Source organism: Amycolatopsis aidingensis (genome assembly GCF_018885265.1).
GTDB lineage: Bacteria > Actinomycetota > Actinomycetes > Mycobacteriales > Pseudonocardiaceae > Amycolatopsis > Amycolatopsis aidingensis.
Genome location: NZ_CP076538.1, coordinates 3,899,194 through 3,921,509, shown reverse-complemented (window position 1 = coordinate 3,921,509; position 22,316 = coordinate 3,899,194). Strand labels below are relative to the sequence as shown.

Sequence of the window (22,316 nt, the reverse complement as noted above, 5' to 3'; positions counted from 1 at the left end):
TGCGCACCCATGCTAGCGGGCCGGCCGCGGGACTCAGAGCGCGAAATCGCCCAGCAGCCCGGCAATCATCAGATTGGCGTAGTGGTGCCCCACCTGCTCGCCGGTGAGCGGCCCGTCCTTGCGGTACCAGAGCCCGAGCCGGTGTACGGCCCCGAAGGTGTGGCTCACCACCAGGTCCGCCGGTACGTCGGCGCGGAAGGTCCCGGCCCGCTGGCCCTGCTCGACCAGCGCGCGGACCTGTTCGTGGTAGTGCCTGCGCTCCGCGCGGACCTTGGCGAGCTTGGCCGGTTCGAGCAGGTGCATCGACTGGAAGAAGACCACCGCCTCGTCGAGGTGGCTGACGCTGGTGGCCACCACGTCCACCACGATCGCGTGCAGGCGGTGCGGCAGCGGCAGGTCCGAGGCGGCGATGGTCTCCATCCGCCTGGTCTGCATCCGCAGCATCGTCGTGTAGATCTCGTGGAGCAGGTCGTCCTTGGATCCGAAGTAGTGGTACAGCCCGCCCTTGGTGACGCCCGCGGTGTCCACGATCTCGCGGACACTGGTGTTCTCGAAGCCCTTCTGCGCGAAGAGCGTGGTCGCCGCGCGCAGCACGCGGCCACGCACCGAGCCGTCAGTGTGGTCCGCTGCGGCAGGCGTGCCGGTCATGGCCGCGTTCCCTTTCGCGCAGGCTCCGGTTCTCCCCGGATCCGGCTCACTCTAGCCTGCGGCGGTAGGTGACCCCGGGGACGGGCGGGGCGGCGTTCGCCCGTCCCCGGCGTCTCATTCCCCGAGCAGGGCGATCTGCTCCGGGGTCTTGCGTTCGGTCCGCGCCGGGGTAACCGGTCCCTCGCCCCGGTCGGTCACCACCGGCTGCTGCACGATGGTGGTGGAGGTGTCCGGGTTGACCTCGAACACGTACGCCCCGGTGTAGCCCGAGTGCGACTCAGCGGAGAAGGCGAACGGGGTCAGTCCCGGCCCCTCCAGCTCGCCGGACTCCATCGCCGCCACGAGCTGCTCGCGGGTGAGGTCGCGGCCGGCGGCCTTCAGCGCCTGGGCGAAGGTGTAGGCCTGCACCATGCCGTAGACCACGGTGTTGGTGAGCGGTTCCTCCGGGATGTACTCCTGGTGGACCTGCTGGAGCAGTTGCACCCACGGGTCGTCGGTGAGGCCGACGTCCGGCAGGTAGCCGGTGCCGAGCATGCCCTCCAGCAGCCGCGGCGCGGACACCTCGGACCCGCCCTGCTTGCCGAACTCCTCCAGCAGCCCGGTGAGGGTCGCCGGATCGGCCCCGATGCTGCTGACCATGAACTGCGGCTGGTAGCCGATCTTCGCCGCGGTCAGGATGGACAGCGCGGTGAAGGCCGGCACACATTCGCACACCACGACCTCGGCGCCCGCGTCCCGCAGCGCGGAGATCTGCGGCAGCACATCGGTGTTGGCCGGGTCGTAGCCCTGCCGGGAGACGGTCTGGTCGGCGATGAACTGGTCGAGACCGCGCTGGGTGTCCCTGCCGACGTCATCGTTCTGGTACATCAACCCGACCTTGCGCCCTGGCAGGTTGTCGGCGATGTACTTGCCCTGGATCTTGCCTTCCCTGGTGTAGTCCACCTGGTAGCCGAAGGTCATCGGGTTGCGCTCCGGCTGGTCCCACATCAGCGCGCCGGAGGAGACCAGCAGGTCGGGAACGCCCTGCTGGTTGAGGAAGTCGACGACCTTGGAATGGGTCGGGGTGCCGAGCCCGCCGACGATGGCGAACACCTCGTCCTGCAGCACCAGTTTCTTGACCACCTCGACGGTGCGGGTCGGGTTGTACGCGTCGTCCTCCACCCGGTACTCGATGGTCCGGCCGTGGATGCCTCCGCCGTCGTTGATGTGGTCGTACATTGCCTGTGCGCCCACCGAGATCCGGCTGTAGCCGGGTGCGGCCGGGCCGGTGAGCGGCTGGTGCGTGCCGATGAGCACGCTGGTGTCGGTGACGCCGGGTGCCGCGCCGCCGGTTTGGGCCTGCTGCTCGCTGGGTGCCTCGCCCGCGCCACCGCAGGCGGTGAGGGCCAGCGCCCCGGCGAGTGCCGCGGCCAGGACGGTCCTGGCCGGATGAGGTCTGCTCATGATTCTCCTTCTGTCGCGGTGCCGGAAGCGGTGCGGTTCGCTCGCGTGCGGCGCAGCAGCCGGCCCAGCTGCCGCACGCCGCCCTGGATCCCTTGCGGGAAGGCGAGTACGACGGTGATCAGGATCAGCCCGTACACCGCCAGCGGGAGGTTGTTGGCGATGTCGGTGCTCAGCGCCAGCTCGTGCGCGAGGTCCTCGGACCAGGCCTGGAAGTAGACCAGCGCGATGGCACCCCAGAGCGCGCCCCACATGCTGCCGATGCCGCCCAGTACGACCGCGGCCAGCAGGCTGAGCGAGAGCACCAGGGTGAACGAACCGGGCGCGGCGGTGCCGAGCAGGAAGGCCTGCAGCCCGCCGGCCAGCCCGCCGCATACGGCACTGATCAGGAAGGCGAGCACCTTCGTCCGGCCGATGTGGATCCCGGCGAGCTCGGCCGAGACCTCGTTGTCCCGGACGGCCCGCAGGGTGCGGCCGAACCGCCCGCGGGTCAGGTTGGCCAGCAGCACCAGGGCCAGCAGCACGCTCGCCCACACCACCCAGGCCTGCCAGCGGGTGGTGGGCACGCTGCCCGCAAGGCCCGCGGGCATGCTGTTCACCCGGAAGGCCAGCCCGTTGCTGCCGCCGAGCAGTTCCGGGAACCGCTGGGTGAGCGCGGGCAGCCCGACGGCCAGCGCCAGGGTGGCCCCGGCCAGGTACGGCCCGTGCAGCCTGGCGGCCGCGGCCCCGGCCAGCGCACCGGCCACCCCGCTGGCCGCCGCGGCGAGCAGCAGGTCCAGCCAGAACGGCCAGCCCGGCACGTGGATCACCAGCAGCGCCATGGTGTAGGCGCCGATGAACAGGAAGGCGCCGTGCCCGAGGGATACCTGGCCGTTCAGCCCGGTCAGCAGGGTCAGCCCGGCCACCGCGACGAGGTAGTAGCCGACACTCGCGATACGCAGGTTGGTGAACGGATCCACCACGCCGGTGAGGACGATGATGGCGAGCAGGGCGGCCAGCGCGAGCAGGGTGTGCCGCAGCAGCGGTGGGAGTGGGCTTCTACCAGCAGGCACGTCACACCCTCCTTGCCACGGCGTGGCCGAACAGGCCGTTCGGGCGGAACGCGAGCACCAGCACGAGGATCACTAGCGCCGCCATGGTCACCAGCTCGGGTCCGAGATACCCGGACACATAGGACAGTCCGATGCCGACGGCGAACCCGCCGGCCACGGTGCCGAGCGGGTTGTCCAGCCCGCCGATCACGGCCGCGGTGAGCGCGTAGACGAACACCCCGTCCAGCACCGTCGGGAACAGGAACGGCGGGGTGGCCAGTACCCCGGCCAGTGCGCCGACGGCGGCGGCCAGCGCCCAGCCCAAGGTGAGCATCAGGCCGACCCGCACTCCGAGCATGCTCGCCACCTCCGGGCGGAAGGCCGCCGCGCGCAGCCGCAGCCCGAGCGCGGTGTAGCGGAACAGCAGCCCGATCCCGGCCGCCGTCGCCAGCACGACCAGCACGGTGAACAGGCTGAACGCCGAGAACTGGCCGCGGAAGTCGAAGGCGTAGGGGAAGGACTGCGGCTCGTTGGTCCAGAACATCCCGGCCACGGCCTGCAGCACCATCAGCAGGCCCAGGGTCACGATCACCGCGCTGAGCGGGGTGCGGTCGCGCAGCGGGCGGATCAGCACGCGTTCGGTGCCCGCGCCGAGCACGGCACCGGCCAGCAGCGCCACCGCGAAGCCCAGCCAGTAGCTGCCGGTGGCCTTGTTCACCGAGTAGGCGAGGTAGGCGGAGATCAGTGCCAGTGCGGGCTGGGCGAAGTTGATCACCCGGGTGGCCCGGTAGATGATCACAATGGACAGTCCGAGCGCGGCGTACACGGCGCCGGTGGAAAGGCCGTTCACGGTGAGGGTGAGAAAGCCGTTCATCAGGGTCCTTGCTCCCGTCGCGGTCAGAAACCGAGGTAGGCATGCCGGAGCTGGTCGTCGGTGAGCAGGGAGTTCGCGGCGTCGCTGGCCACCACGCGGCCGAGGGACAGCACATGACCGTGGTCGGCCACGGACAGCGCGCTGCGCGCGTTCTGCTCCACCAGCAGCACGGTGAGGCCCGCCCGCGCCCGCAGGTCCTCGATCACCCGCAGGATCCGCAGGGTCACCAGCGGCGCCAGCCCGAGCGAGGGCTCGTCCAGCAGCAGCATCCGGGGTCGGCTCATCAGCGCCCGCCCGATGGCGAGCATCTGCCGCTCCCCGCCGGAGAGCGTGGCCGCGGGTTTGTCCCTGCGGTCGGAAAGCGGCGGGAACAGCTCGAAGGCCTCGGCCAGCGCCGCGGCCCGGTCCGCCCGGTCGCGGCGCCACAGCGCGCCGAGCCGGAGGTTCTCCGCGACGGTGAGTTCGGTGATCACCCCGCCGTTCTCCGGCACGTGCACCAGCCCGCGGCGGGTGATCCGGTCGGCAGGCCAGCCGGTGATGTCCGTGCCGTCGAACCGCACCCGGCCCGCGGCGGGGCCGAGCAGGCCGCCGACGGTGCGCAGCAGGGTGGTCTTGCCCGCCCCGTTCGCGCCCAGTACGGCGGTGATGCTGCCGTCGGCGACCGACATGCTCACCCCGTCCAGCGCGCGCACCGCGCCGTAGGCCGCGGTCAGCCCCGCGATCTCAAGCATGGCTGGCCTCCTCGGTCGTGCCGAGGTAGGCCTCGGCGACCACGGGGTCGGCCCGGATCCGGTCGGGGCTACCCTGGGCGATCACCTCGCCGAAGTTCAGCACCACGATCCGGTCGCAGGCGCGCATCACCAGGTCCATGTGGTGTTCCACCAGCAGCACCGAGGTCCGCGTGGTGAACCCGCGGACGCGCTCGGCGAGTTCGTCGATCTCCTCCGCGGACAGCCCGCTGGCCGGTTCGTCGAGCAGCAGTAGCTCCGGCTCGGCCACCAGGGCCCTGGCCAGCGCGACCCGCTTCTGGACGCCGTAGGGGAGCGCGCCGGGCAGACGGGCGTGCGCGGTGGCGATGCCGAGGTCGGCGAGCACGGCGTGGGCGCGTTCGCGCAGCGCCGCCTCGTCCTTCGCCGCCCCGCGCAGGCCGAGCAAGGTGCTCAGGGCGCCTGCTCTGGCATGCCGCTGGGCGCCGGTGAGCACGTTCTCCAGCACGGTCAGCCCTGGGAAGAGCCCGAGCCCCTGCAGGGTGCGGGCGATGCCGAGGTCGGCGAGCTTGCGCGGGCTGTGCGCGGTGAGCTCCGTGCCGCGCCAGCGCAGGCCGCCCTGCTGTGGCCGGACGAACCCGCAGATCACGTTGAACAGCGTGGTCTTGCCCGCCCCGTTCGGGCCGATCACGCCGAGCACGGTGCGCGGTTCGACCGTGACGGTGGCCTCATGCAGTGCCACCAGGCCGCCGAAGCGCACGGTCACCCGGTCGACCTCGAGCAGGGGGGAAGCGATCGTCATTGGTCCCTCTTCCACAAGCCGGACGTCCCACAATTCGGGAGTATCGATACCGTCCGGTCGGTACGAGCGGGAATCATCCGGAACCGGGCCCGCGATGTCAAGCGTCCGGGGGCGGCCGCGCCGGTGCGGCCGCCCCCGGAATTCGTTGGTGTGCGGGGTTTTAGGAGTGCGGGCAGGTGTCGCGGTACTCCGAGATGTCCCGGTCGTCCGGCGCGGGGCACAGGAAACGCTCGTACCGGGTGTCGTTGTCGATGAACCGTTTCAGCCAGGAGATCATGTACTTGGCCATCGTGGTGTTCGGTGTGTTCGGGAAGAAGTGGCTGGCGTTGTCCAGCTCCATGTAGGCCTTGTCCAGGCTGCCGGGCAGCGACCGGTAGAACGGCTCGGAATGCGAGCCGACCGAGGCGACCGAGTCGTTCTCGCCGCCGATGATGAAGGTCGGCACGCGCACCTCGGACCAGGTCTTGTCCAGGTTCCACGCCGCCAGCGGTACGGCGGCCTGCAGGCTGGGCCGGTCGCTGGCAGCCTCCAGCGACCCGCCGCCACCCATGGAGTGGCCTGCCACGCCCAGCCGGGAGGCGTCCACCCGGTCGCGGACCGTGCTGTCCTCGGTCAGGTAGTCCAGCGCGGCGAGCAACTGCTCCCCTCGGCTGGCCGGCTGGTCGAACCGGGAGTTGGTGTCGATGGTGAACACCACGAACCCCTGGGACGCCAGGCGCGGGCCGAGCCAGGCGATACTGGACTGGTCGGCGGTGAAGCCGGGGGAGATGGCGATGCCCCCGAAGGTGCCCTCGCTGGTGCTGGTGGGGTAGTAGATCGTGCCGCCGCCGAACCCGCTGACCCGCCACGAGGACACGCTGCGCTCGGCGAAGGAGAACGGCCCGCGCGGGGCCTCGATGCTGGATTCGGAGGGGTCGGGACCGCGTTCGTGCGGATTCTCTGCGGCCAGTGCGGTGGGCGCCGCGGCCATGGTGCCCGCGGCGAAGGCGGCGGCCAGTGCCGCAGCGGACAGGGATCTGCGCAGTGTTCGCACCTCGTCGTGCTCCTTTCGGCAGGGGAAGCCGGTATCGCGTTCCGGCTCCGACCGGTCACGGTCGGTCGCACTGTGGCAGCCGCTGTGCCCGTCCGGCATCGGTGAAATCGCCAGTCCCCGGGGTTCGCCGCCGTTCCCTGGCGGGCGTCGCGGGCTACGCTCGGCGACCGTGAACGCTCGCGCAGATGACCTGGTGCTGATGGCGGCCCGCCGCGTGCACCGGGGTGAACGGCTGGACCTCGGCACCCTTGCGGCGGAGGCGGGAATCTCCAGGGCCACGCTGTTCCGCCGGGTCGGCAACCGGGAGGAACTGCTCGGCGAGGCATTGTGGCTGCTGTCCGAGCGGACGATGCGGGCCGCGGTGCGCCGGTGGGAGGAGACCGAGGGGCCGGTGGTCCGGGGTGCCACGGGTGAGCTGCGTTGCCTGGCCGTGATGAGCTGGTACCGGGCGACCGTTGCCGAGGACGCGGGGCTGCGGAAGCTGCTGGACACCGAGCCGGGGGTGGCGATCCGGGTGCTGACCGATCCGCACGGCCGGGTGCAGCCCCGGGTGATCGCCGCGCATGCCGACCTGCTGGCCAGGGACGCCGCCGAGGGCGGGTTCACCCCGGTGGTGGACGTGGACTCGCTGGCCTTCGCCCTGGTCCGGCTCGGCGAGTCGTTCCTGTACTCCGACGTGGTCGCGGCCCGTGCGCCGAACCTGGACGCGGCGGCCAAGCTGCTGCGGGTGCTGGTGGAAGGCGGGGAGCAGACGGCCGGGCGGCCGCTGCCGGCGCCGGTGCCCGGCAGGGGGTTGTGAAACAGATCGTCGTAGTGTTTCATCCGAGGGGCGTGCGTGTTTCCTGCGGACCCACTGTCCGTCCACAAAGGAGTTCCCATGCCTGCGGTCGACGACGACACCGGTGGCACCTGGTTGCCCGGCCTCCCGCGTTCCCTGGACTATCCGGACGTGCCGGTCGGGAGCATCCTCACCGGCTCGGCCCGGCGCTTCGCCGACCGGACCGCCTTCGTGCACGGGCAGCGGCGCCTCAGCTACGCCGACCTGGGCCGGGCGGCCGCCCGGTTCGCGCACGGCCTGCACTCCGACGGCGTGCGGCCCGGCGACCGGGTGGCCCTGTGCATGCCGAACTGCCTGGAGTACCCGGTCGCCTACTACGGCACCCTGCTGGCCGGGGCCACCTTCGTGCCGGTCAGCCCGCTGCTGCCGGAGCAGGCGATGCGCGCGCAGATCGCCGACGCGGGCGCGGTGCGCACGTTCAGCGCCGCCGAGGTCCCCGCGGTCGGCGAGGGCAGGCCGGACCGGCCGCCGGAGGTGGAGATCGACACCCGGACCCACCTCGCGCATCTGGCCTACACCGGCGGGACGACCGGGGTGTCCAAGGGCGTACGGCTGCCACACCGCAACGTGGTGGTCAACAGCCTGCAGTACGCCTGCTGGTCCACCGGTTCGCTGCCCGCGCTGGACGAGCACGGTGGCCTGGTGCTCAACCAGGTCGGCAGCGGGCTGGAGTGGCCGACCAGGGTCGGCACCGGGCTCGGGATCAACCTGACCCCGTGGTTTCACGCCATGGGCACGATCGCCGGGCTGAGCGTGCTGCTGCTGTCCGGAACCACTGTCGTGCTGCACGACCGGCTCGACCCCGCGACGTACCTTGCCGATGTGGAACGCCTCGGCGCCACCTCGATGGGCGGGGCGCCCGCGCTGTTCGCCGCCCTGCTCGCCTGCCAGGACATCGAGCACCGCGACCTGAGCTCGGTACGCACGATCACCTCCGGCGCCGCCCCGATGCCGGTCGAGATGATCCAGCGGCTGGGCAGGCTGCTGCCCGAGGCCGTCATCGCCGAAGGGTACGGGCTCACCGAGGTGACCATGGGCGCGGCGAGCGCGCCGATGTACCGCTCCGGGACCCGCAAGCCCGGCTCGGTCGGGCTGCCGGTGTTCGACACCGAGATCCGGATCCGCTCGCTGGACGAGGACGGCGGCGACCTTCCTGCCGGTGAACGCGGCGAGGTGTGTATCCGCGGGCCGCAGGTGATGACCGGCTACCACGGCCGCCAGGAGGCCACCGCCGAGGTGCTGGTGGACGGCTGGCTGCACACCGGCGACATCGGCGTGCTGGACGCGGACGGCTACCTGTCCGTTGTGGACCGCAAGAAGGACATGCTGCTCTACAAGGGCTACAACGTGTACCCGAGGGAGCTGGAGGAACTGCTGATCGCCCGCCCCGAGGTCGCGGCGGCCGCGGTCGTCGGCAAGCCGGACCCGGCCCGCGGCGAGCTGCCGGTCGCCTTCGTGGTCCCGGCCCGGCAGGCACCTTCCGACGGCACGGAGCTGCTGGCGGCGATCAACGCGCAGGTGCCCGCGTACAAGCGGCTGCGCGAGGTGCGTTTCGTGGCCGAACTCCCGGTGTCCGCGGCTGGCAAGATCCTCAAACGCGAGCTACGCGACCAACTGGCGGGATGACCGGCACCGCGGCGCGCCCGCTGCGGGGGCGGGAACCGCAGCTGTCCCGGCTGACCGAGCTGCTGCGCCGGGCAGGCGCGGGCCGTGGCGGTGCCCTGCGCCTGCTCGGCGGCATGGGCACGGGTAAGACCGCGCTGCTGGAGGCGGCCCGCGCGACCGCGACCGGGTTCCAGGTGCTCAGCGCCCCCGGGGTGCGGGCGGAGCAAGGGCTGCCGTTGGGCGCCCTGCACCGGCTGCTACAGCCCGTTGGCGGCCCGCCGCCAGGGCTCGAGGCCGCCACCTTCGCCCGGTGCCGGGGCGTGCACGACCTGCTGGTCCGGCTGGCCGGTCCACGCCCGCTGCTGTGCCTTGCCGACGACGCGCACTGGTGGGACGAGACCTCACTGGCCGCGCTGACCTTCGCCGCCCGCCGCCTCGCGGAGGTGCCGGTGGCCGTGGTGCTGGCGGAACGAGCCCAGCCCGGCACCGGGGGCGGTGCCGATCCGGCAGGCGGGATCCCGGCCTACCGGCTGGCCCCGCTCGGACCGGAGGCCGGGGACCGGCTGCTGCGCGACGCCCTCGGCCCCGGGCCGCCGCGGGCGGTGCGCACCGGGCTGGTGGAACTGGCCGCCGGTATCCCGGGGGATCTACTGGAGCTGGCCGGCGCGCTGAGCTCCGCGCAGGCGGCCGGCCGCGCCCCGCTGCCTGCGACCCTGCCGCTGACCGGTGCGCAACGGACCGGCTACCGGCGCAGCCTCGCCGGGCTCGGCCCGAAGGCGCGGCACCTGGTGCTGCTCGCCGCCTGCGAGCCGCGCCTGCCCGAGACCCTGCTGGCCCGCTGCCCCGGGATCGACCCCGCGGCCCGTGTGGAAGGGCTGGCCTCCGGGCTGCTGCAGGCCACCGACGACACGGTGCGCGCGCTCAGCCCCGTACTACGGGCGACCCTGCGGGCCGAGGCGGACGCCGCCGAGCTGCGCCGCGCGCATGCCACGCTGGCCCGCGCACTCGGTGACCCGCACGGCGGGGGCGGCGTGCGCTCCGCATGGCACCGTGCGGCGGCGAGTGCCGAACCCGCAGCCCGGCTCGGGGACGCCCTGCACGCGGCGGCGGAAACCGCCGTCCGTGTCGGTGACCACGAGAACGCCGCGGACGCATTCGAGCGGGCCGCCGGGCTCGGCGCACGGGGTGCGATCGCGGCGGGCAGGCTGGTGGCTGCCGCGCGCTCGGCATGGAGCCTCGGCCGTACCGGCTGGGCCCGCAGCCTGCTGCGCCGCGCCCGCACCGAGGCCGGACCGGACGGGCCTGCCGGACAGATCTCCCTACTGCACGGCGAGATCGAGTTGCGGGACGGGGAGCCCGCCGTCGCCGCGCACGAGCTGCTGGCCGCGGCGCGGGAGCTGGAACAGGCCGCACCGGAACAGGCCGCGATCGCGCTGCTACTGGCCGGGGAGGCCTGGCGTCTCGGTGGCGACCTCGCGGGCTACGCCCAGGCCGCCGAGCTGACCCGGCAGGCCGACCAGCCGGACGCCCCGGCCACCGTGGCGTTACTGACCGGGCACTTCGCCGGCATGGCAGCCACCTTCGCCGGTGAGCACCTGCGGGCAAGGCCCGCGCTGGAACGGGCGTTACGGGCGGCAAGGGAACTCGGCACCGACCTGCGCGCCCAGCTATGGGCCAGCGAGGCGGCCTTCGCACTCGGCCGCACGGCACGCGCGTACGAACTCGCCGCGGCCGCGGTGGCCAGAGCCCGGATGGCGGGGGAGACCGCCGCCCTGCCGTGGGCACTGGTGCAGCACTCGCACACCGCAGGCATGCTGGATCTGCACCAGGTCGCGCTGCGCAGCTCCACCGAAGGACTCGCCGCCGCGGAGGTGGCAGGGCAGCGGACCTGCGCCGCGGAACACCGCGTGCTGCTCGCCTTCTCCGCGGCGCAACTCGGCGACGCCGACGCCGCGCTGGAGCACCTCGCGGCCGTCGAGCCCGATATCGCGCGGCACCTGCTGGGCAGGCCCTCCGCGCTGGCCTCATGGACCCGGGCCTGCCTGGACCTGCTGGCCGATCAGCCGGGCGAGGCACTGGCCCGGCTGCGCACCCTGGACGTGGAGGCAGGCCACGCCCAGCCCGCGATCACCGTGCTGGCCACCCCGCACCTGGTGGAGATCGCCGTGCGCGCGGGGGAACCCGAACGAGCCCGCCGCGCCCTGCGCGTGTTCGACGACTGGGCCCTGGCCACCCACGCGCCCCAGTGGCTGGCGCTGTCCGAGCGCTGCCACGGCCTGCTCGCCACGGAGGCTCAGGAGTCCGTGCGGCACTTCCGGGCCGCCCTTTCCCTGCACCGCGCCGCGGGCACCCCGCTGGAGCTGGCCAAGACCCAGCTGGCCTACGCACGGCGACTGCGCCGGGACCGCAGGACCCGCGCCGCGCGGGAGATGCTGTGGGACGCGGGCAGGCTGTTCGAGCGCCAGGGCGCGGGCCACTGGGCCCGGCGCGCCTGGGCCGAACTGCGCGCGGCCGGCGGCACCGCCGCGCACGAGCCGCGGGCCGACCCCGCGGTACCCGGCCTCACCCCGCAGCAGAACCGGATCGCCCTGCTGGTCGCGGGTGGGGAGACCAACAGGGAGATCGCCCGCAGGCTGGTGATCAGCCACCGCACGGTGGACCACCACCTGCGCAACATCTTCGCCAAGCTCGGCGTGCGCTCCCGCGTCCAGCTGGTGGCCCTGCTGGCCAGCCAATCCTCCTGACCTTCAGCCGGGGCGGGGATCAGGAGGGGTGTTCGGACCAGCGCAGCCTGCCGGACTCGGGCAGGGTGTAAATCGGGTCGTAGTAGGGGTAGCGGCGGCGCAGGGCTTCCGGATCCTCCAGCTCGATGCCGGTGCGGTAGTTCTTCGTCCAGTAGGAGACGCCCAGCTCGCGGTCGTACTCGGCGAGCTGGTGCACCCAGCGCTTGCCCACGTAGGGGACATCGCAGACGATCCGCGGGGTGGCGTAGCCGGGCAGGTAGCCCATGATCGAGTGCTGCAGCTCCTGCGCCTCCCAGACCGCCAGCCGCCAGTGCTCGGCGTTGGGGATCATGTCGCACATGTAGAAGTAGTACGGCAGGATGCCCGCCTCACCCTGCAGGGCGAAGCACAGGTCGAGCAGCTCGTTCGGGGTGGCGTTCACCCCGCGCATCAGCACGCCCTGGTTGCGCACGTCGCGGACCCCGACGTCCAGCGCGGTCCGGGTGGCCTCGGCGACCAGCGGGGTCACCGACTGGACGTGGTTGACGTGGGTGTGGATCGCCAGGTTCACCCCGCGCCTGCCCGCGGTGCCCGCGACCCTGGCCAGCCCCTCGACCACCTTCGGCTGCAGCCAGTGCTGCGGCAGCCCGGCCAGCGCCTTGGTGGCCAGCCGGATGTCCCGCACCGTCTCGATGTCCAGCAGCCGCATCAGGAAGGACTCCAGCTGGTGCCATGGCACGTTGGCGACATCGCCGCCGGAGACCACGACATCCCGCACCCCGGGGGTGCGCTTCAGGTAGTCGATGATCGCGTCCTGCCGGTCCACCGGCTTCAGCTCGAGCTTGTGCTTGTCGATCTGCTCGGTGGAGTTGCCGACCAGGTCCATCCTGGTGCAGTGCCCGCAGTACTGCGGACAGGTGGACAGCAGCTCCGCGAGGACCTTGGTGGGGTAGCGGTGGGTCAGTCCCTCCACCACCCACATCTCCGCCTCGTGCAGCGAGTCGCGCTCGGAGTGCGGATGCGAGGGCCATTCCCGCTCACGGTCGCTGCGCACCGGGAGCATGTACCGGCGGATCGGGTCGGCGTAGAACGCCTCGGTCACCTTCTGCGGGTCGGTGCCCGCGTGCGGCGCCATGGTGTTGAGCATCTGCGGGGGCAGCAGCATGGACATGGTGGCCATGTCCCGCTGGTCGGCGAGCAGATCCTCGTAGAAGCGCTCCTCGAGCAGGTCGCCCATCAGCGCGCGTAGCTGCTTGAGGTTGCGGATGCAGTGCACCCGCTGCCACTGGGCGTCCCGCCATTCGGCCTCGGTGACCTCCCGCCAGCCGGGAAACCGGCGCCAGTCGGGTTCGACCAGCTCGGTGCGGGAGTACTGGTAGGGCTGCTCGATGATCGGAGTGGGATCGGTGGCAGTCGCGGCAGGCTCCTGGGTCGCAGTCACTTCTGCTCCTAGTTATCGGGAAGACGTGAAAATATCCTGTCATATCGACTGTCAGGAGCAAATATTCTCGTTACCGGCACGTTATCTCCAGTGGTCGTGAACGCGTGCCAAGCAGCCACGTCGCGTCGGTGCCGTCCCGGGGGCAGCCGACCAGGTGTGTGGGCGGCACGGCGCACCAGGCAGACTCGTGCCCGTGCCGGACACTCGAACCACGCTCCTGCTCGGCGGCCGCATCCACACCCCGAGTTCGCCGGATGCCACCGCGATGGCGGTGACCGGCGACACGGTGGTCTGGGTCGGCCAGGACGGCCCCGGCCGGGCGCTGCACCCGGACGCCGAGGTGATCGACCTGGGCGGTGCCTTCGTCGCACCGGCCTTCGTGGACGCGCATGTGCATGCCACCGCCTCCGGCCTGCACCTGGCCGGACTCGACCTCACCGGGATACGCGGTCCGGGTGAGCTACTGGCCGCCGTGCGCGCCGCGGCCCGCCCCGGCGAGGTGCTGATCGCGCACGGATGGGACGAGTCCGGCTGGACGGACACCCGGATCCCCAGCCGCGCCGAGCTGGACGAGGCCGCGGGCCCGGTGCCGGTGTACCTGAGCCGGGTGGACGTGCACTCGGCACTGGTGTCCACCGCACTGGTCGAGCTCGCCCCGTCCGCCCGCACCGCCGACGGCTGGTCGGAACGGGGCCCGCTGACCCGTGGCGCGCATCACCTCGCCCGCGCCGCCGCGCGGGCGGCCATCTCCGCCGCCCAGCGGCAGCAGGCGCAGCGGGCCTTCCTGCGTACCGCCGCCCGCAACGGCGTGGTCAGCCTGCACGAATGCGCCGGCCCGGACATCTCCGGCGAACAGGACCTCGCCGACCTGATCGACATCGCCGCGGCGGAGGATATGCCCGAGGTCGTCGCCTACTGGGGCGAACCGGGCGCGGTCGCCACCGCCCGCAGGCTGGGTGCCCGCGGGCTGGCAGGTGACCTGTTCGTGGACGGCGCGCTCGGCTCGCACACCGCGGCCCTGTGCTCGCCCTACACCGACCGGCCGGACACCAGCGGAGTCCGCTATCTCGATGCGGACACCATCGCCGGGCATCTGATCGAATGCACCGAGGCCGGGCTGCAGGCGGGTTTCCACGTGATCGGCGACGCGGCCGTCACGGAGGTGGTGCGCGGCTTCGAACTCGCCGAACAGGCGGTGGGCAAGCGCGCGCTCGCGGCCCGCGGGCACCGGCTGGAACACCTGGAGATGGTCACCGCCGGGCAGGCCCGCGCCCTGGCGGGCTGGAACGTCGCCGCCTCGGTCCAGCCCCTGTTCGACGCGGCATGGGGCGGAGCGGAAGGAATGTACGCGGCCCGGCTCGGCCCCGAGCGGGCCGCGGGCCTCAACCCCTTCGCCACCCTCGCCGCCGAGGGGGTACCGCTGGCCTTCGGCTCGGACACCCCGGTCACTCCGCTCGATCCCTGGGCCGCCGTCCGCGCCGCCGTGCACCACCACACCCCGGGGGCGGGCCTTTCCGCCAGGGCCGCGTTCAACGCGCACACCAGGGGAGCGCACCGGGCCGCCGGTGTCGCCGACGGAACGACCGGCAGCCTGGTACCGGGCGCACCCGCGCACTACGCCATCTGGGAGGCGGAGGAACTGGTGGTCGTCGCGGGCGACGCCAGGGTGCAGCGATGGTCCACCGACCCGCGGTCCCGGGTACCCGGCCTGCCCCCGCTCGATCCGGGCGGCCCGCTGCCGCGCTGCCTGCGCACGGTCCGCGCGGGCCGGGTGATCCACGACGAGTCGCCTCTTAAGCTGAACAGGTGACCGCAACCGTGACCGGTGCCGAGGCGCCACACTCGCCCCAGCGCGGCGCGGCCTGGCGGCCGTGGCTTGGCAGGCTGCTGCTTGCCGCGGGGTCCGGGGTGCTGTTCTATCTCAGCTTCGCCCCGCGAACCCTGTGGTGGTTGGCGCCGCTGGCCTTCACCGGCCTTGCGCTCGCCCTGCACGGCAGGCGGTTCCGTGCCGGTTTCGGCTATGGCTTCGTATTCGGCTGCACCTTCTTCCTGCTGCACCTGACCTGGCTGCAGCACTTCCTCGGCGAGGGATTCGGCCCTTGGCCGTGGCTGGGCCTTTCCGCCACGCTCGCGCTGTACCTCGGCCTGGCAGGCGGGCTGTGCACGCTCGTGGCCCGGCTGCCAGGTGCCCCGGTCTGGATGGCTCTGGTCGTGATCGCCATGGAGACCCCGCGCGCCTGGTTCCCGCTCGGTGGCTTCCCCTGGGGCCGGGTGGGCTTCAGCCAGCCGGAGGGCGCCTACCTGTCGCTCGCCTCGATCGGCGGGGCGCCGCTGGTCGGGTTCGCGGTGGTGCTGAGCGGATTCGGCCTGGCCCGGCTGCTGCTGCGGTTGCCTTCCGCCGTGCACCGCACCCCCCGCGCGCTGGCCCTCCCGGTGGCCGCCACCCTGCTTCCGGTGCTGGCAGGCCTGGCGGTGTGGCCGACCGTGGGCACCGCAGCACAGGAGGGTTCGCTCACCGTGGCCGCCGTCCAGGGCAACGCCCCGGACACCGGACTGGACATGTTCTCCGACGGCGCCAGTCTCGGCGCGAACCACCTGGCCGAGACCGAACGGCTCCGGCAGGACATCGAGGCTGGCCGGGTGCCGCGCCCGGAGCTGGTGGTCTGGCCGGAGACCGCGATCGGAGCCCGGCCCGGTGCCAACCCGCGGCTGGACCGGATGGTCACCGAACTCGGCGTGCCCACCATCATCGGGGCCGTCTACCAGCGGCCGAATGGCGAGCTGGAGAACTCGGCGGTGGCCTGGTACCCGGGAACCGGGCAGGGGGAGCGCTACATCAAGCAGCAACTCGTGCCCTTCGGCGAGACGGTGCCCTGGCGCGGGCTGGCGACCATGGTCACGCCCTTCGTCAATGCCGTGGACGAACGGGTGCAGGGCACCGGCGACCCCGCCGCGCTGCGCATCGCGGGCACCAGGGTGGGCTTCATGATCTGCTACGAGGCCGCCTACGACTACCCGGCACGGGACGGGATCCGCGAGGGCGCGCGGCTGCTGGTCGCGCCGACCAACAACGCCTGGTACGGGCGCAGCGAGATGAGCTACCAGCAGCTGGCGATGTCCCGGCTGCGGGCCGTGGAGCATGGCCGCGCCGTGATCGTCAGCGCGACCAGCGGTGTCAGCGCCATCGTCCAGCCGGACGGCAGCGTGTCCGCTTCGACCGAGCTGTTCACCGCCGCCTCCCTGGTGCAGGAGGTGCCGCTGCGGCGGCAAGTTACGCTGTCGGATCAACTCGGCGCGTGGACGGAGTACGCGCTGGTCGCGGCCGCGGTGGCCGCGGTCGGGACCGGATTCGTGCTGCGGTGGCGCGCTCGGCGGGGCATCGCAGGGACCAAGGAGAACGCGGCGGGCGACGCCGCATAGGGGAGAGGACAGGCATGCCGCAGGGGACGCAGCGCAGGGACCAGACCAACCCGGTGCTGGTGATCATCCCGACGTACAACGAGCGGGAGAACCTCGCACCGATCCTGCGCAGGCTGCACGCGGCCCTGCCCGAGGCGCACGCGCTGGTCGTCGACGACGGCAGCCCGGACGGCACCGGCGAACTGGCCGACGAGCTCGCGGCCGGGAACGAGCGGGTGCACGTGCTGCATCGCACCGAGAAGGCGGGCCTCGGCGCGGCCTATGTCGCCGGCTTCCGCTGGGGCCTGGCCAGGGACTACGGGGTGCTGGTGGAGATGGACGCCGACGGCTCGCACCCGCCGGAGGACCTGCCACGCATGCTGGAGGCGCTGACCGATGCCGACCTGGTGATCGGCTCCCGGTACGTACCCGGTGGCAGCATCGTCAACTGGCCGCTGCGGCGGCACGTGCTGTCCAGGGGCGCGAACATCTACTCGATGCTCATGCTCGGGGTGTGGGTCCGGGATATCACCGCCGGTTACCGCGCCTACCGCCGTGAGGTGTTGCAGAAGCTCCCGCTGGACGAGATCGCCTCACACGGCTACTGCTTCCAGATCGACCTCACCTGGCGCACCGTGGACGCCGGGTTCACCGTGGCCGAGGTGCCGATCACCTTCACCGAACGTGAGATCGGCGAGTCGAAGATGAGCGGCTCGATCATCCGGGAGGCGTTCTTCCGGGTGGCCCAGTGGGGGCTGCAGCGCCGGGCCCAGCAGCTTCGCTCGCTCCGTCGCCGCTGAGAGCGGCACAGTGTTCGGCCCCCACCCGGGAGATCGGGTGGGGGCCGAACACTGTGGTGGGAGCGTCTGAGGCTGGATGTTGCCGTCAGGCGGAACGGGTGCGCCTGCCCTTCAGCTCGGCGAGCCGCTCGTTCAGCAGGTCTTCGAGCTCTGGGATGGACCGCCGCTCCAGCAGCATGTCCCAGTGCGTGCGCGGAGGCTTTACCTCCCTCTGCTCGGTCTGCCCGCCGTCGATGATTTCGGACTCACTGCCGTGCAGCCGGCACTCCCACACCGGGGGCACCTCGGCGTCATCGGAGAACGGCACCTCGAACTCGTGGTTCTTGGGGCACGCGTAACGCACGGTGCGACGCGGGGCAAGGTCGTGATTGCGATCGGTCTCGTAGCTGACCGCTCCCAACCGGCTTCCACGGAGAACACGGTCGGCCATGGTGGGTCCTTTCAGTCGGCTCCAATGGTCAGAGCCAGGGCGATGCTCACCCTGTGCAACGGCCAGCGCGGGTCGAAGATTCCCGGACCACCTTGCCATCGCTCACGATGAGCTGCGTCACCCGTCGGCAACAGCTTCCTTTATTAGGACTCGTTTTCAGCCTCGACGTGACGCTTTATCCCTCTCTTCTTGGGGATATCCCCCAGTTGGGCTACCGGACTCTACTCAGACCAGCAGTTACTGGCCGTGGTGAACCGATGCTGATCCATGATCGCGGAGTCCGGCTCGGCGCCGACACTATACCCATTAACGCAGAGTAGCGATTTTGGCGCACGAGGGTGGCGAGGCTGAATTTTCAACTGTGAGTTCTGGTTAAAGGTCGACACCCTCGGGACCGGACAGGCCCCGGGGGCGCGACCCTGCTCCCGTCATCGGCAACCATCCCGGGTGACTGAACCGGTGCCGAGCAACGACACCCGAATGGCGGTTGTGCTCAGAGCACGGACGGCTGCTGGTTACCCGCCGCTGCGATCGCCCTGCGGATCGGCACCAGCGACACCAGGATGAAACCGAGCACAAAGAAGACGGTCAGCGCGATGATCGCGTACCGGAACGACCCGGTAGCGTGCCCCACCGCGCCGAACAGCAACGGGCCCAGCCAGGAGGTCCCGCGCTCGCCGATCTCGTACAGCGAGTAGTACTGCGCTTCCTTGCCTGCCGGGATCATCTGGCTGTACAGCGAGCGGGAGAGCGCGTTGGTGCCGCCGAGCACCAGCCCGATGCCCACCGCAAGGCCGTAGAACTGGAACTGCTGGCCCGCCTGCACGAAGTAGGCGGCACCCAGCACCACGATCCACACCGTGAGGCTGCCCAGGATGGTCCTGCGCGCCCCGAACCGGCGCGCGAGATAGCCATGCGCCACGCCGCCGAAGTACGCCACGAACTGGATCACCAGGATCGTCGCGATCAGCACCTCGTCGGCGAACTTCAGTTCGTCCTTGCCGTACTGGGCGGAGACGGTCACCACGGTGGAGATGCCATCGGTGTAGATCAGGTAGGCCCCGAGGAAAGCAAGGGTCAGCGGGAAGGCCTTTGCCGCCCGGACGGTCCTGGCCAGCTCCTTGAAGCCCGCGGTGAGCGCGAAGCCGTCCTGCGGGCCGGCCACGGCCTCCGGACGTTCCCGCAGCCTGCGCAACGGCAGCAGGGTGAACGCCGCCCACCAGATGCCGGAGCTGACGAAACACAGCCGTACCGCCAGTGACTCGCTGATCCCGAGCGCGTCGTGGCTGAGGTAGAAGGCCAGCTGCACGGCGAGGATCACCCCGCCGCCGAGGTAGCCGAAGGCCCAGCCGCGCGCCGACACCATGTCCCGCTCGTCCGGGGTGGCGATATCCGGCAGGAAGGAGTAGTAGACGACGATCGAGCCGCCATAGCCGATATTGGCGATCACATAGAACAGGACGCCGATCTCCCAGTTGCCGTCCGCCATGAAGAACAGCAGGGCGGAGGCGGCCGAGCCGAGGAAGGCGAACCCGCCGAGGATCGCCTTCCGATGCTGGCTGCGGTCGGCGATCGCGCCGGTGATCGGCAGCACGATCACCTGGATGACCGTGGCCAGGGACAGCAGGTAGCCCCACAGCGACCCGGCAGGGAACTCGAGGCCGACGATGCTGATATCGCAGTTGTGCAGGGTGCTCTCGGTCCCGTCCTGAGCGACGCAGGGGCTCGGGCCGTTGCGCGCCACATCCGCCCTGGCGGCGTCGGCACCGACCGAGCTCACGTACAGCCCGCCGAACACGGTGATCACCGAGGTGAAGAAGGTGGAGTTCGCCCAGTCGTAGAAGTACCAGCCGCGTTGTTCCCGCTTGCGCTCCCGGGCGTCGGCGGGCGGCACCGGTCCCGGTGCGAGCGTGCTCATCCAAGCTCCCTGTACGTCGATCCTCCGGTTGAGCGGAGACACTACTGGGGCGCCTACCGGCCGTCCGGTACGCGGGTGCGGCCTCAGGCGCCGTGCCAGGCCCCGCGTTCGATCAGCACGTCGCGCAACAGGTCCGGACGATCGGTGACGATGCCGTGTACCCCGAGGTCGAGCAGCCTGCGCATCTGCTCAACCGCGTTGATCGTCCAGGTGTGCACCTCGACGCCCGCGCGACCCGCGGCCCGCAGGAAGGCCTGGTCCACGATGGTCAGCAGCCCCTGCCGCACCGGCACCTGCGCCATCGCACCCCGGCTGAGGAACCCCAGCTTGAGGAACGGCAGCCAGCCGTTGGCCCACAGCACGGCCGCCGACCGCGGGCCCATCGAGGTCAGTAGCCGGGGGCCCGCCAGCTTCCGGATCCGGGCGAGCCGGGCGTCGGAGAAGGAGGCGGCGGCGATCCGCTGGTAGGCGCCGGTGCGCTCGATCGTGCGCAGGAACGGCTCCACGGCGGAGTCGGACTTCACGTCGATGTTGAACGCGGCGTCCGGTAGTTCCTCGAGCAGGTCCTCCAGCCGGGAGATCGGAGCCGTGCCGCCTATCTTGGCGCGGCGCACCTGCGCCCAGGTCTGCTCGGCGATCGGGCCCGTACGGTCGGTGGTGCGGTCCAGCAGGTCGTCGTGGTGCACCACGACCACGCCGTCCGAGGTGGCGTGCACATCCGTCTCCAGGTAGCGGTACCCCTCGGCATGCGCCCGCTGGAACGCAGGCAGCGAGTTCTCCAGGTGCGCCAGCTCCCCGAGATGCCAGCCACGGTGGGCGAAGGCACGGGGGGACGGCGTCGCGAGGTACGGATGGGTGGTCAGCACCCCTCCAGTCTGCACGTTCGGCGTGGCCTCGGCGTGGACGCCGGGTTGCGGGTTAGGCTCATTCCCCGTGAGGGAAGTCGCAGCACAACGTGATGCGTCACGTGACGAAACCCCGAGCGGCCGCCGGGCCGCGCGCCCGCAGCACTGCGGGTGGTGCGGGCGCCGGCTGGAGGGGGAGCTGAGCGTGGGGCGCCGCCGCCGGTACTGCGGCCAGTCCTGCCGCCAGCGTGCCTACGAGCGGCGCAGCGCCGTCCAGCGGACCGGCCTGCCCGAGGACGCCGTGGTGCTGTCCAGTGCGGAGATCGCCACCTTGCAGGATCGGCTGTTCCAGGTGCGTTGTGCGGCGGAGGACGTGGCCACCGCCGCGGACGAGGGGGCCGAGCCCGAGCAGCTACGCCGGATGGCCAAGGAACTCGCCTACGCGGCGGGGGAGCTGGAGCGGCTGCGCTAGCCGTGGTGCTCAGTCGGCCTGCTGTGCTGCGCCGACTCGAACGGATCCCTGGTCGGCAGTGTCACGTCGCGGTCTTGTGACCGTGCGCTGGCTGAACGCCCACGTGAGCAGTCCACAGAACGCGAAGCCGGCACCGAGAACGGCGGATCCGGTCCAACCGGAGGCGGAGTACACCGTGGTGGTGGCGGTCGCGCCGAGGGCGGAGCCGAGCGAGTAGAAGATCATGTAGCCGCCGACGGTGCTGCTCGTCTGGTCCGAGTGTGCAGCGGTGAGCAGGGTCTGGTTGGTGACATGCACGGCCTGAACCGCGAAGTCGAGAACGATGACACCGACGATCACGAGCCAGAGTGACCAGGTCGCCTGCCCGGATGCGAGCCAGGACACCGCCAGCAGTGCGAGTGCACCACCGGTCACCGGGTTGGCTCTGCCGGCGTCCGCCCACCGGCCTGCCCGCGCAGCTCCCAGCGCACCAGCGAGCCCGGCCATTCCGAAAAGCCCGATCTGAGCTGTGCTCAGCTGCCACGGTTCGGCGGCTAGCGGCAGCGCAAGCCCGCTCCAGAGCGTGCCGAAGGACGCGAACAGGAAGAACGCGATCAGCCCACGTGAGATGAACAGTGGCTGCAGGAACAGGTGCCCGAGCGAGCTCATGACGTCGCCATGGGTTCTGCGAACCGCGCGGTGGTCCGTTGGCAACCACTTCAGAACGAGGCCGGACAGCACGACGAGGAGCATCGCGAGCGTGACGTAGACGCTTCGCCATCCCCACAGCGCAGCCAGCCCTCCCGCCAGCACGCGCGCTCCCAGAATTCCGATGATGACACCGGCGGTGACCACTCCGAGGGTGCGACCACGCTCTGCCGGAGCCGACAGGTCGGCGGCGAACGCGACCGTGGTCTGCACGACTACTGCGAACAGGCCCGCCGCGGCAAGTCCGATCAGTAGCAGCCAGAGGCTGGGAGCGACCGCCGCCATCAGCATGCCGACGGCGGCGAGGAGCAGCTGGCCAACGATGAGCCTACGCCGGTCAAGCATGTCCCCCAGTGGAACCAGGACAGCCAGGCCGACCAGGTAGCCGCATTGCCCCGCCGCCACGCTCCATCCCAGGTCAGCCTCAGGCACCCCCAAGTCGTACCCGATCTGTGCGAGCACGGGTTGCGCGACGTAGATCGTCGCGACGGCAATCGAGCACACCGTCGCGAGCAGCATCCTTCGGCCTGGTGTGAGTCCCATCCGTCCACCAATCAGTAGCAATTTGCAACTGATTGCACGGTACGGCAGAATGGTTTCAAACCGCAACTCCGCAGGAGGTG

19 protein-coding genes are annotated in these 22,316 nt (G+C 71.4%); 7 read left to right on the top strand and 12 right to left on the bottom strand.

The window, feature by feature from the left end:
* Positions 1–33 precede the first annotated feature (33 nt).
* From KOI47_RS17930 to KOI47_RS17900, 7 genes are all read right to left on the bottom strand, one after another.
* Positions 34–648, bottom strand: coding sequence for a TetR/AcrR family transcriptional regulator (locus KOI47_RS17930; RefSeq protein WP_216204656.1), 615 nt, complete (start codon positions 646–648; stop codon positions 34–36).
* Positions 649–762: 114 nt separating this feature from the next.
* Positions 763–2,091 (bottom strand): ABC transporter substrate-binding protein, encoded by a 1,329-nt coding sequence (locus KOI47_RS17925; RefSeq protein ID WP_216204654.1) that lies wholly within the window; start codon positions 2,089–2,091, stop codon positions 763–765.
* Positions 2,088–3,140: a branched-chain amino acid ABC transporter permease gene (locus KOI47_RS17920; RefSeq protein WP_232376088.1), complete on the bottom strand. Its 1,053-nt coding sequence runs from the start codon at positions 3,138–3,140 to the stop codon at positions 2,088–2,090. Before KOI47_RS17920 ends, KOI47_RS17925 begins: the two co-directional genes overlap by 4 nt.
* Position 3,141: 1 nt before the next feature.
* Positions 3,142–3,993: a branched-chain amino acid ABC transporter permease gene (locus KOI47_RS17915; RefSeq protein ID WP_216204651.1), complete on the bottom strand. Its 852-nt coding sequence runs from the start codon at positions 3,991–3,993 to the stop codon at positions 3,142–3,144.
* Positions 3,994–4,016: 23 nt separating this feature from the next.
* Positions 4,017–4,724, bottom strand: a complete 708-nt coding sequence (locus tag KOI47_RS17910; protein ID WP_216204648.1) for an ABC transporter ATP-binding protein — start codon at positions 4,722–4,724, stop codon at positions 4,017–4,019.
* Positions 4,717–5,502, bottom strand: coding sequence for an ABC transporter ATP-binding protein (locus KOI47_RS17905; RefSeq protein ID WP_216204646.1), 786 nt, complete (start codon positions 5,500–5,502; stop codon positions 4,717–4,719). Before KOI47_RS17905 ends, KOI47_RS17910 begins: the two co-directional genes overlap by 8 nt.
* 160 nt (positions 5,503–5,662) lie before the next feature.
* Positions 5,663–6,535 carry an alpha/beta hydrolase family protein gene (locus tag KOI47_RS17900; RefSeq protein ID WP_408629831.1) on the bottom strand — a complete coding sequence of 291 codons (873 nt, stop codon included), beginning with the start codon at positions 6,533–6,535 and terminating at the stop codon, positions 5,663–5,665.
* A gap of 169 nt (positions 6,536–6,704) precedes the next feature.
* Here KOI47_RS17900 and KOI47_RS17895 point away from each other — a divergent pair, with 169 nt between their 5' ends.
* From KOI47_RS17895 to KOI47_RS17885, 3 genes are all read left to right on the top strand, one after another.
* Positions 6,705–7,334, top strand: a complete 630-nt coding sequence (locus KOI47_RS17895; RefSeq protein WP_216204644.1) for a QsdR family transcriptional regulator — start codon at positions 6,705–6,707, stop codon at positions 7,332–7,334.
* A gap of 78 nt (positions 7,335–7,412) precedes the next feature.
* The gene (locus tag KOI47_RS17890; protein ID WP_216204641.1) at positions 7,413–8,999 is read left to right on the top strand and encodes a class I adenylate-forming enzyme family protein; all 1,587 of its coding nucleotides are present in this window, start codon (positions 7,413–7,415) and stop codon (positions 8,997–8,999) included.
* Positions 8,996–11,722, top strand: coding sequence for a helix-turn-helix transcriptional regulator (locus KOI47_RS17885; protein ID WP_216204637.1), 2,727 nt, complete (start codon positions 8,996–8,998; stop codon positions 11,720–11,722). Before KOI47_RS17890 ends, KOI47_RS17885 begins: the two co-directional genes overlap by 4 nt.
* 19 nt (positions 11,723–11,741) lie before the next feature.
* Here KOI47_RS17885 and KOI47_RS17880 read toward each other — a convergent pair whose 3' ends face one another.
* Positions 11,742–13,142: a KamA family radical SAM protein gene (locus KOI47_RS17880; protein WP_216204634.1), complete on the bottom strand. Its 1,401-nt coding sequence runs from the start codon at positions 13,140–13,142 to the stop codon at positions 11,742–11,744.
* A gap of 193 nt (positions 13,143–13,335) precedes the next feature.
* Between KOI47_RS17880 and KOI47_RS17875 the strand changes: the two genes are divergently transcribed.
* The 3 genes from KOI47_RS17875 to KOI47_RS17865 are packed head-to-tail and all read left to right on the top strand — an operon-like array spanning position 13,336 to position 17,341.
* Complete coding sequence (locus tag KOI47_RS17875; protein ID WP_216204630.1) at positions 13,336–14,952, top strand: amidohydrolase; 1,617 nt, start codon at positions 13,336–13,338, stop codon at positions 14,950–14,952.
* Positions 14,949–16,562: an apolipoprotein N-acyltransferase gene (gene lnt / locus KOI47_RS17870; RefSeq protein WP_216204627.1), complete on the top strand. Its 1,614-nt coding sequence runs from the start codon at positions 14,949–14,951 to the stop codon at positions 16,560–16,562. The genes KOI47_RS17875 and lnt overlap by 4 nt, the downstream gene beginning before the upstream one ends.
* 14 nt (positions 16,563–16,576) lie before the next feature.
* Positions 16,577–17,341, top strand: a complete 765-nt coding sequence (locus KOI47_RS17865; protein WP_216204624.1) for a polyprenol monophosphomannose synthase — start codon at positions 16,577–16,579, stop codon at positions 17,339–17,341.
* An 85-nt stretch (positions 17,342–17,426) separates the two neighbouring features.
* On the opposite strand, the gene KOI47_RS17860 is transcribed toward KOI47_RS17865, so the two are convergent.
* The 3 genes from KOI47_RS17860 to KOI47_RS17850 all read right to left on the bottom strand — a co-directional run bounded on the left by KOI47_RS17860 (position 17,427) and on the right by KOI47_RS17850 (position 20,555).
* Positions 17,427–17,771, bottom strand: coding sequence for an RNA polymerase-binding protein RbpA (locus KOI47_RS17860; RefSeq protein ID WP_216204621.1), 345 nt, complete (start codon positions 17,769–17,771; stop codon positions 17,427–17,429).
* 493 nt (positions 17,772–18,264) lie between these two features.
* The gene (locus tag KOI47_RS17855; RefSeq protein WP_216204618.1) at positions 18,265–19,689 is read right to left on the bottom strand and encodes an MFS transporter; all 1,425 of its coding nucleotides are present in this window, start codon (positions 19,687–19,689) and stop codon (positions 18,265–18,267) included.
* A gap of 83 nt (positions 19,690–19,772) precedes the next feature.
* Complete coding sequence (locus tag KOI47_RS17850) at positions 19,773–20,555, bottom strand: glycerophosphodiester phosphodiesterase (protein ID WP_216204615.1); 783 nt, start codon at positions 20,553–20,555, stop codon at positions 19,773–19,775.
* 67 nt (positions 20,556–20,622) lie between these two features.
* Between KOI47_RS17850 and KOI47_RS17845 the strand changes: the two genes are divergently transcribed.
* Positions 20,623–21,006, top strand: a complete 384-nt coding sequence (locus KOI47_RS17845; protein WP_216204612.1) for a hypothetical protein — start codon at positions 20,623–20,625, stop codon at positions 21,004–21,006.
* Positions 21,007–21,015: 9 nt separating this feature from the next.
* On the opposite strand, the gene KOI47_RS17840 is transcribed toward KOI47_RS17845, so the two are convergent.
* Entirely contained in the window at positions 21,016–22,236 is a 1,221-nt protein-coding gene (locus KOI47_RS17840) for an MFS transporter (protein ID WP_216217369.1), read from the bottom strand.
* Positions 22,237–22,316 lie beyond the last annotated feature (80 nt).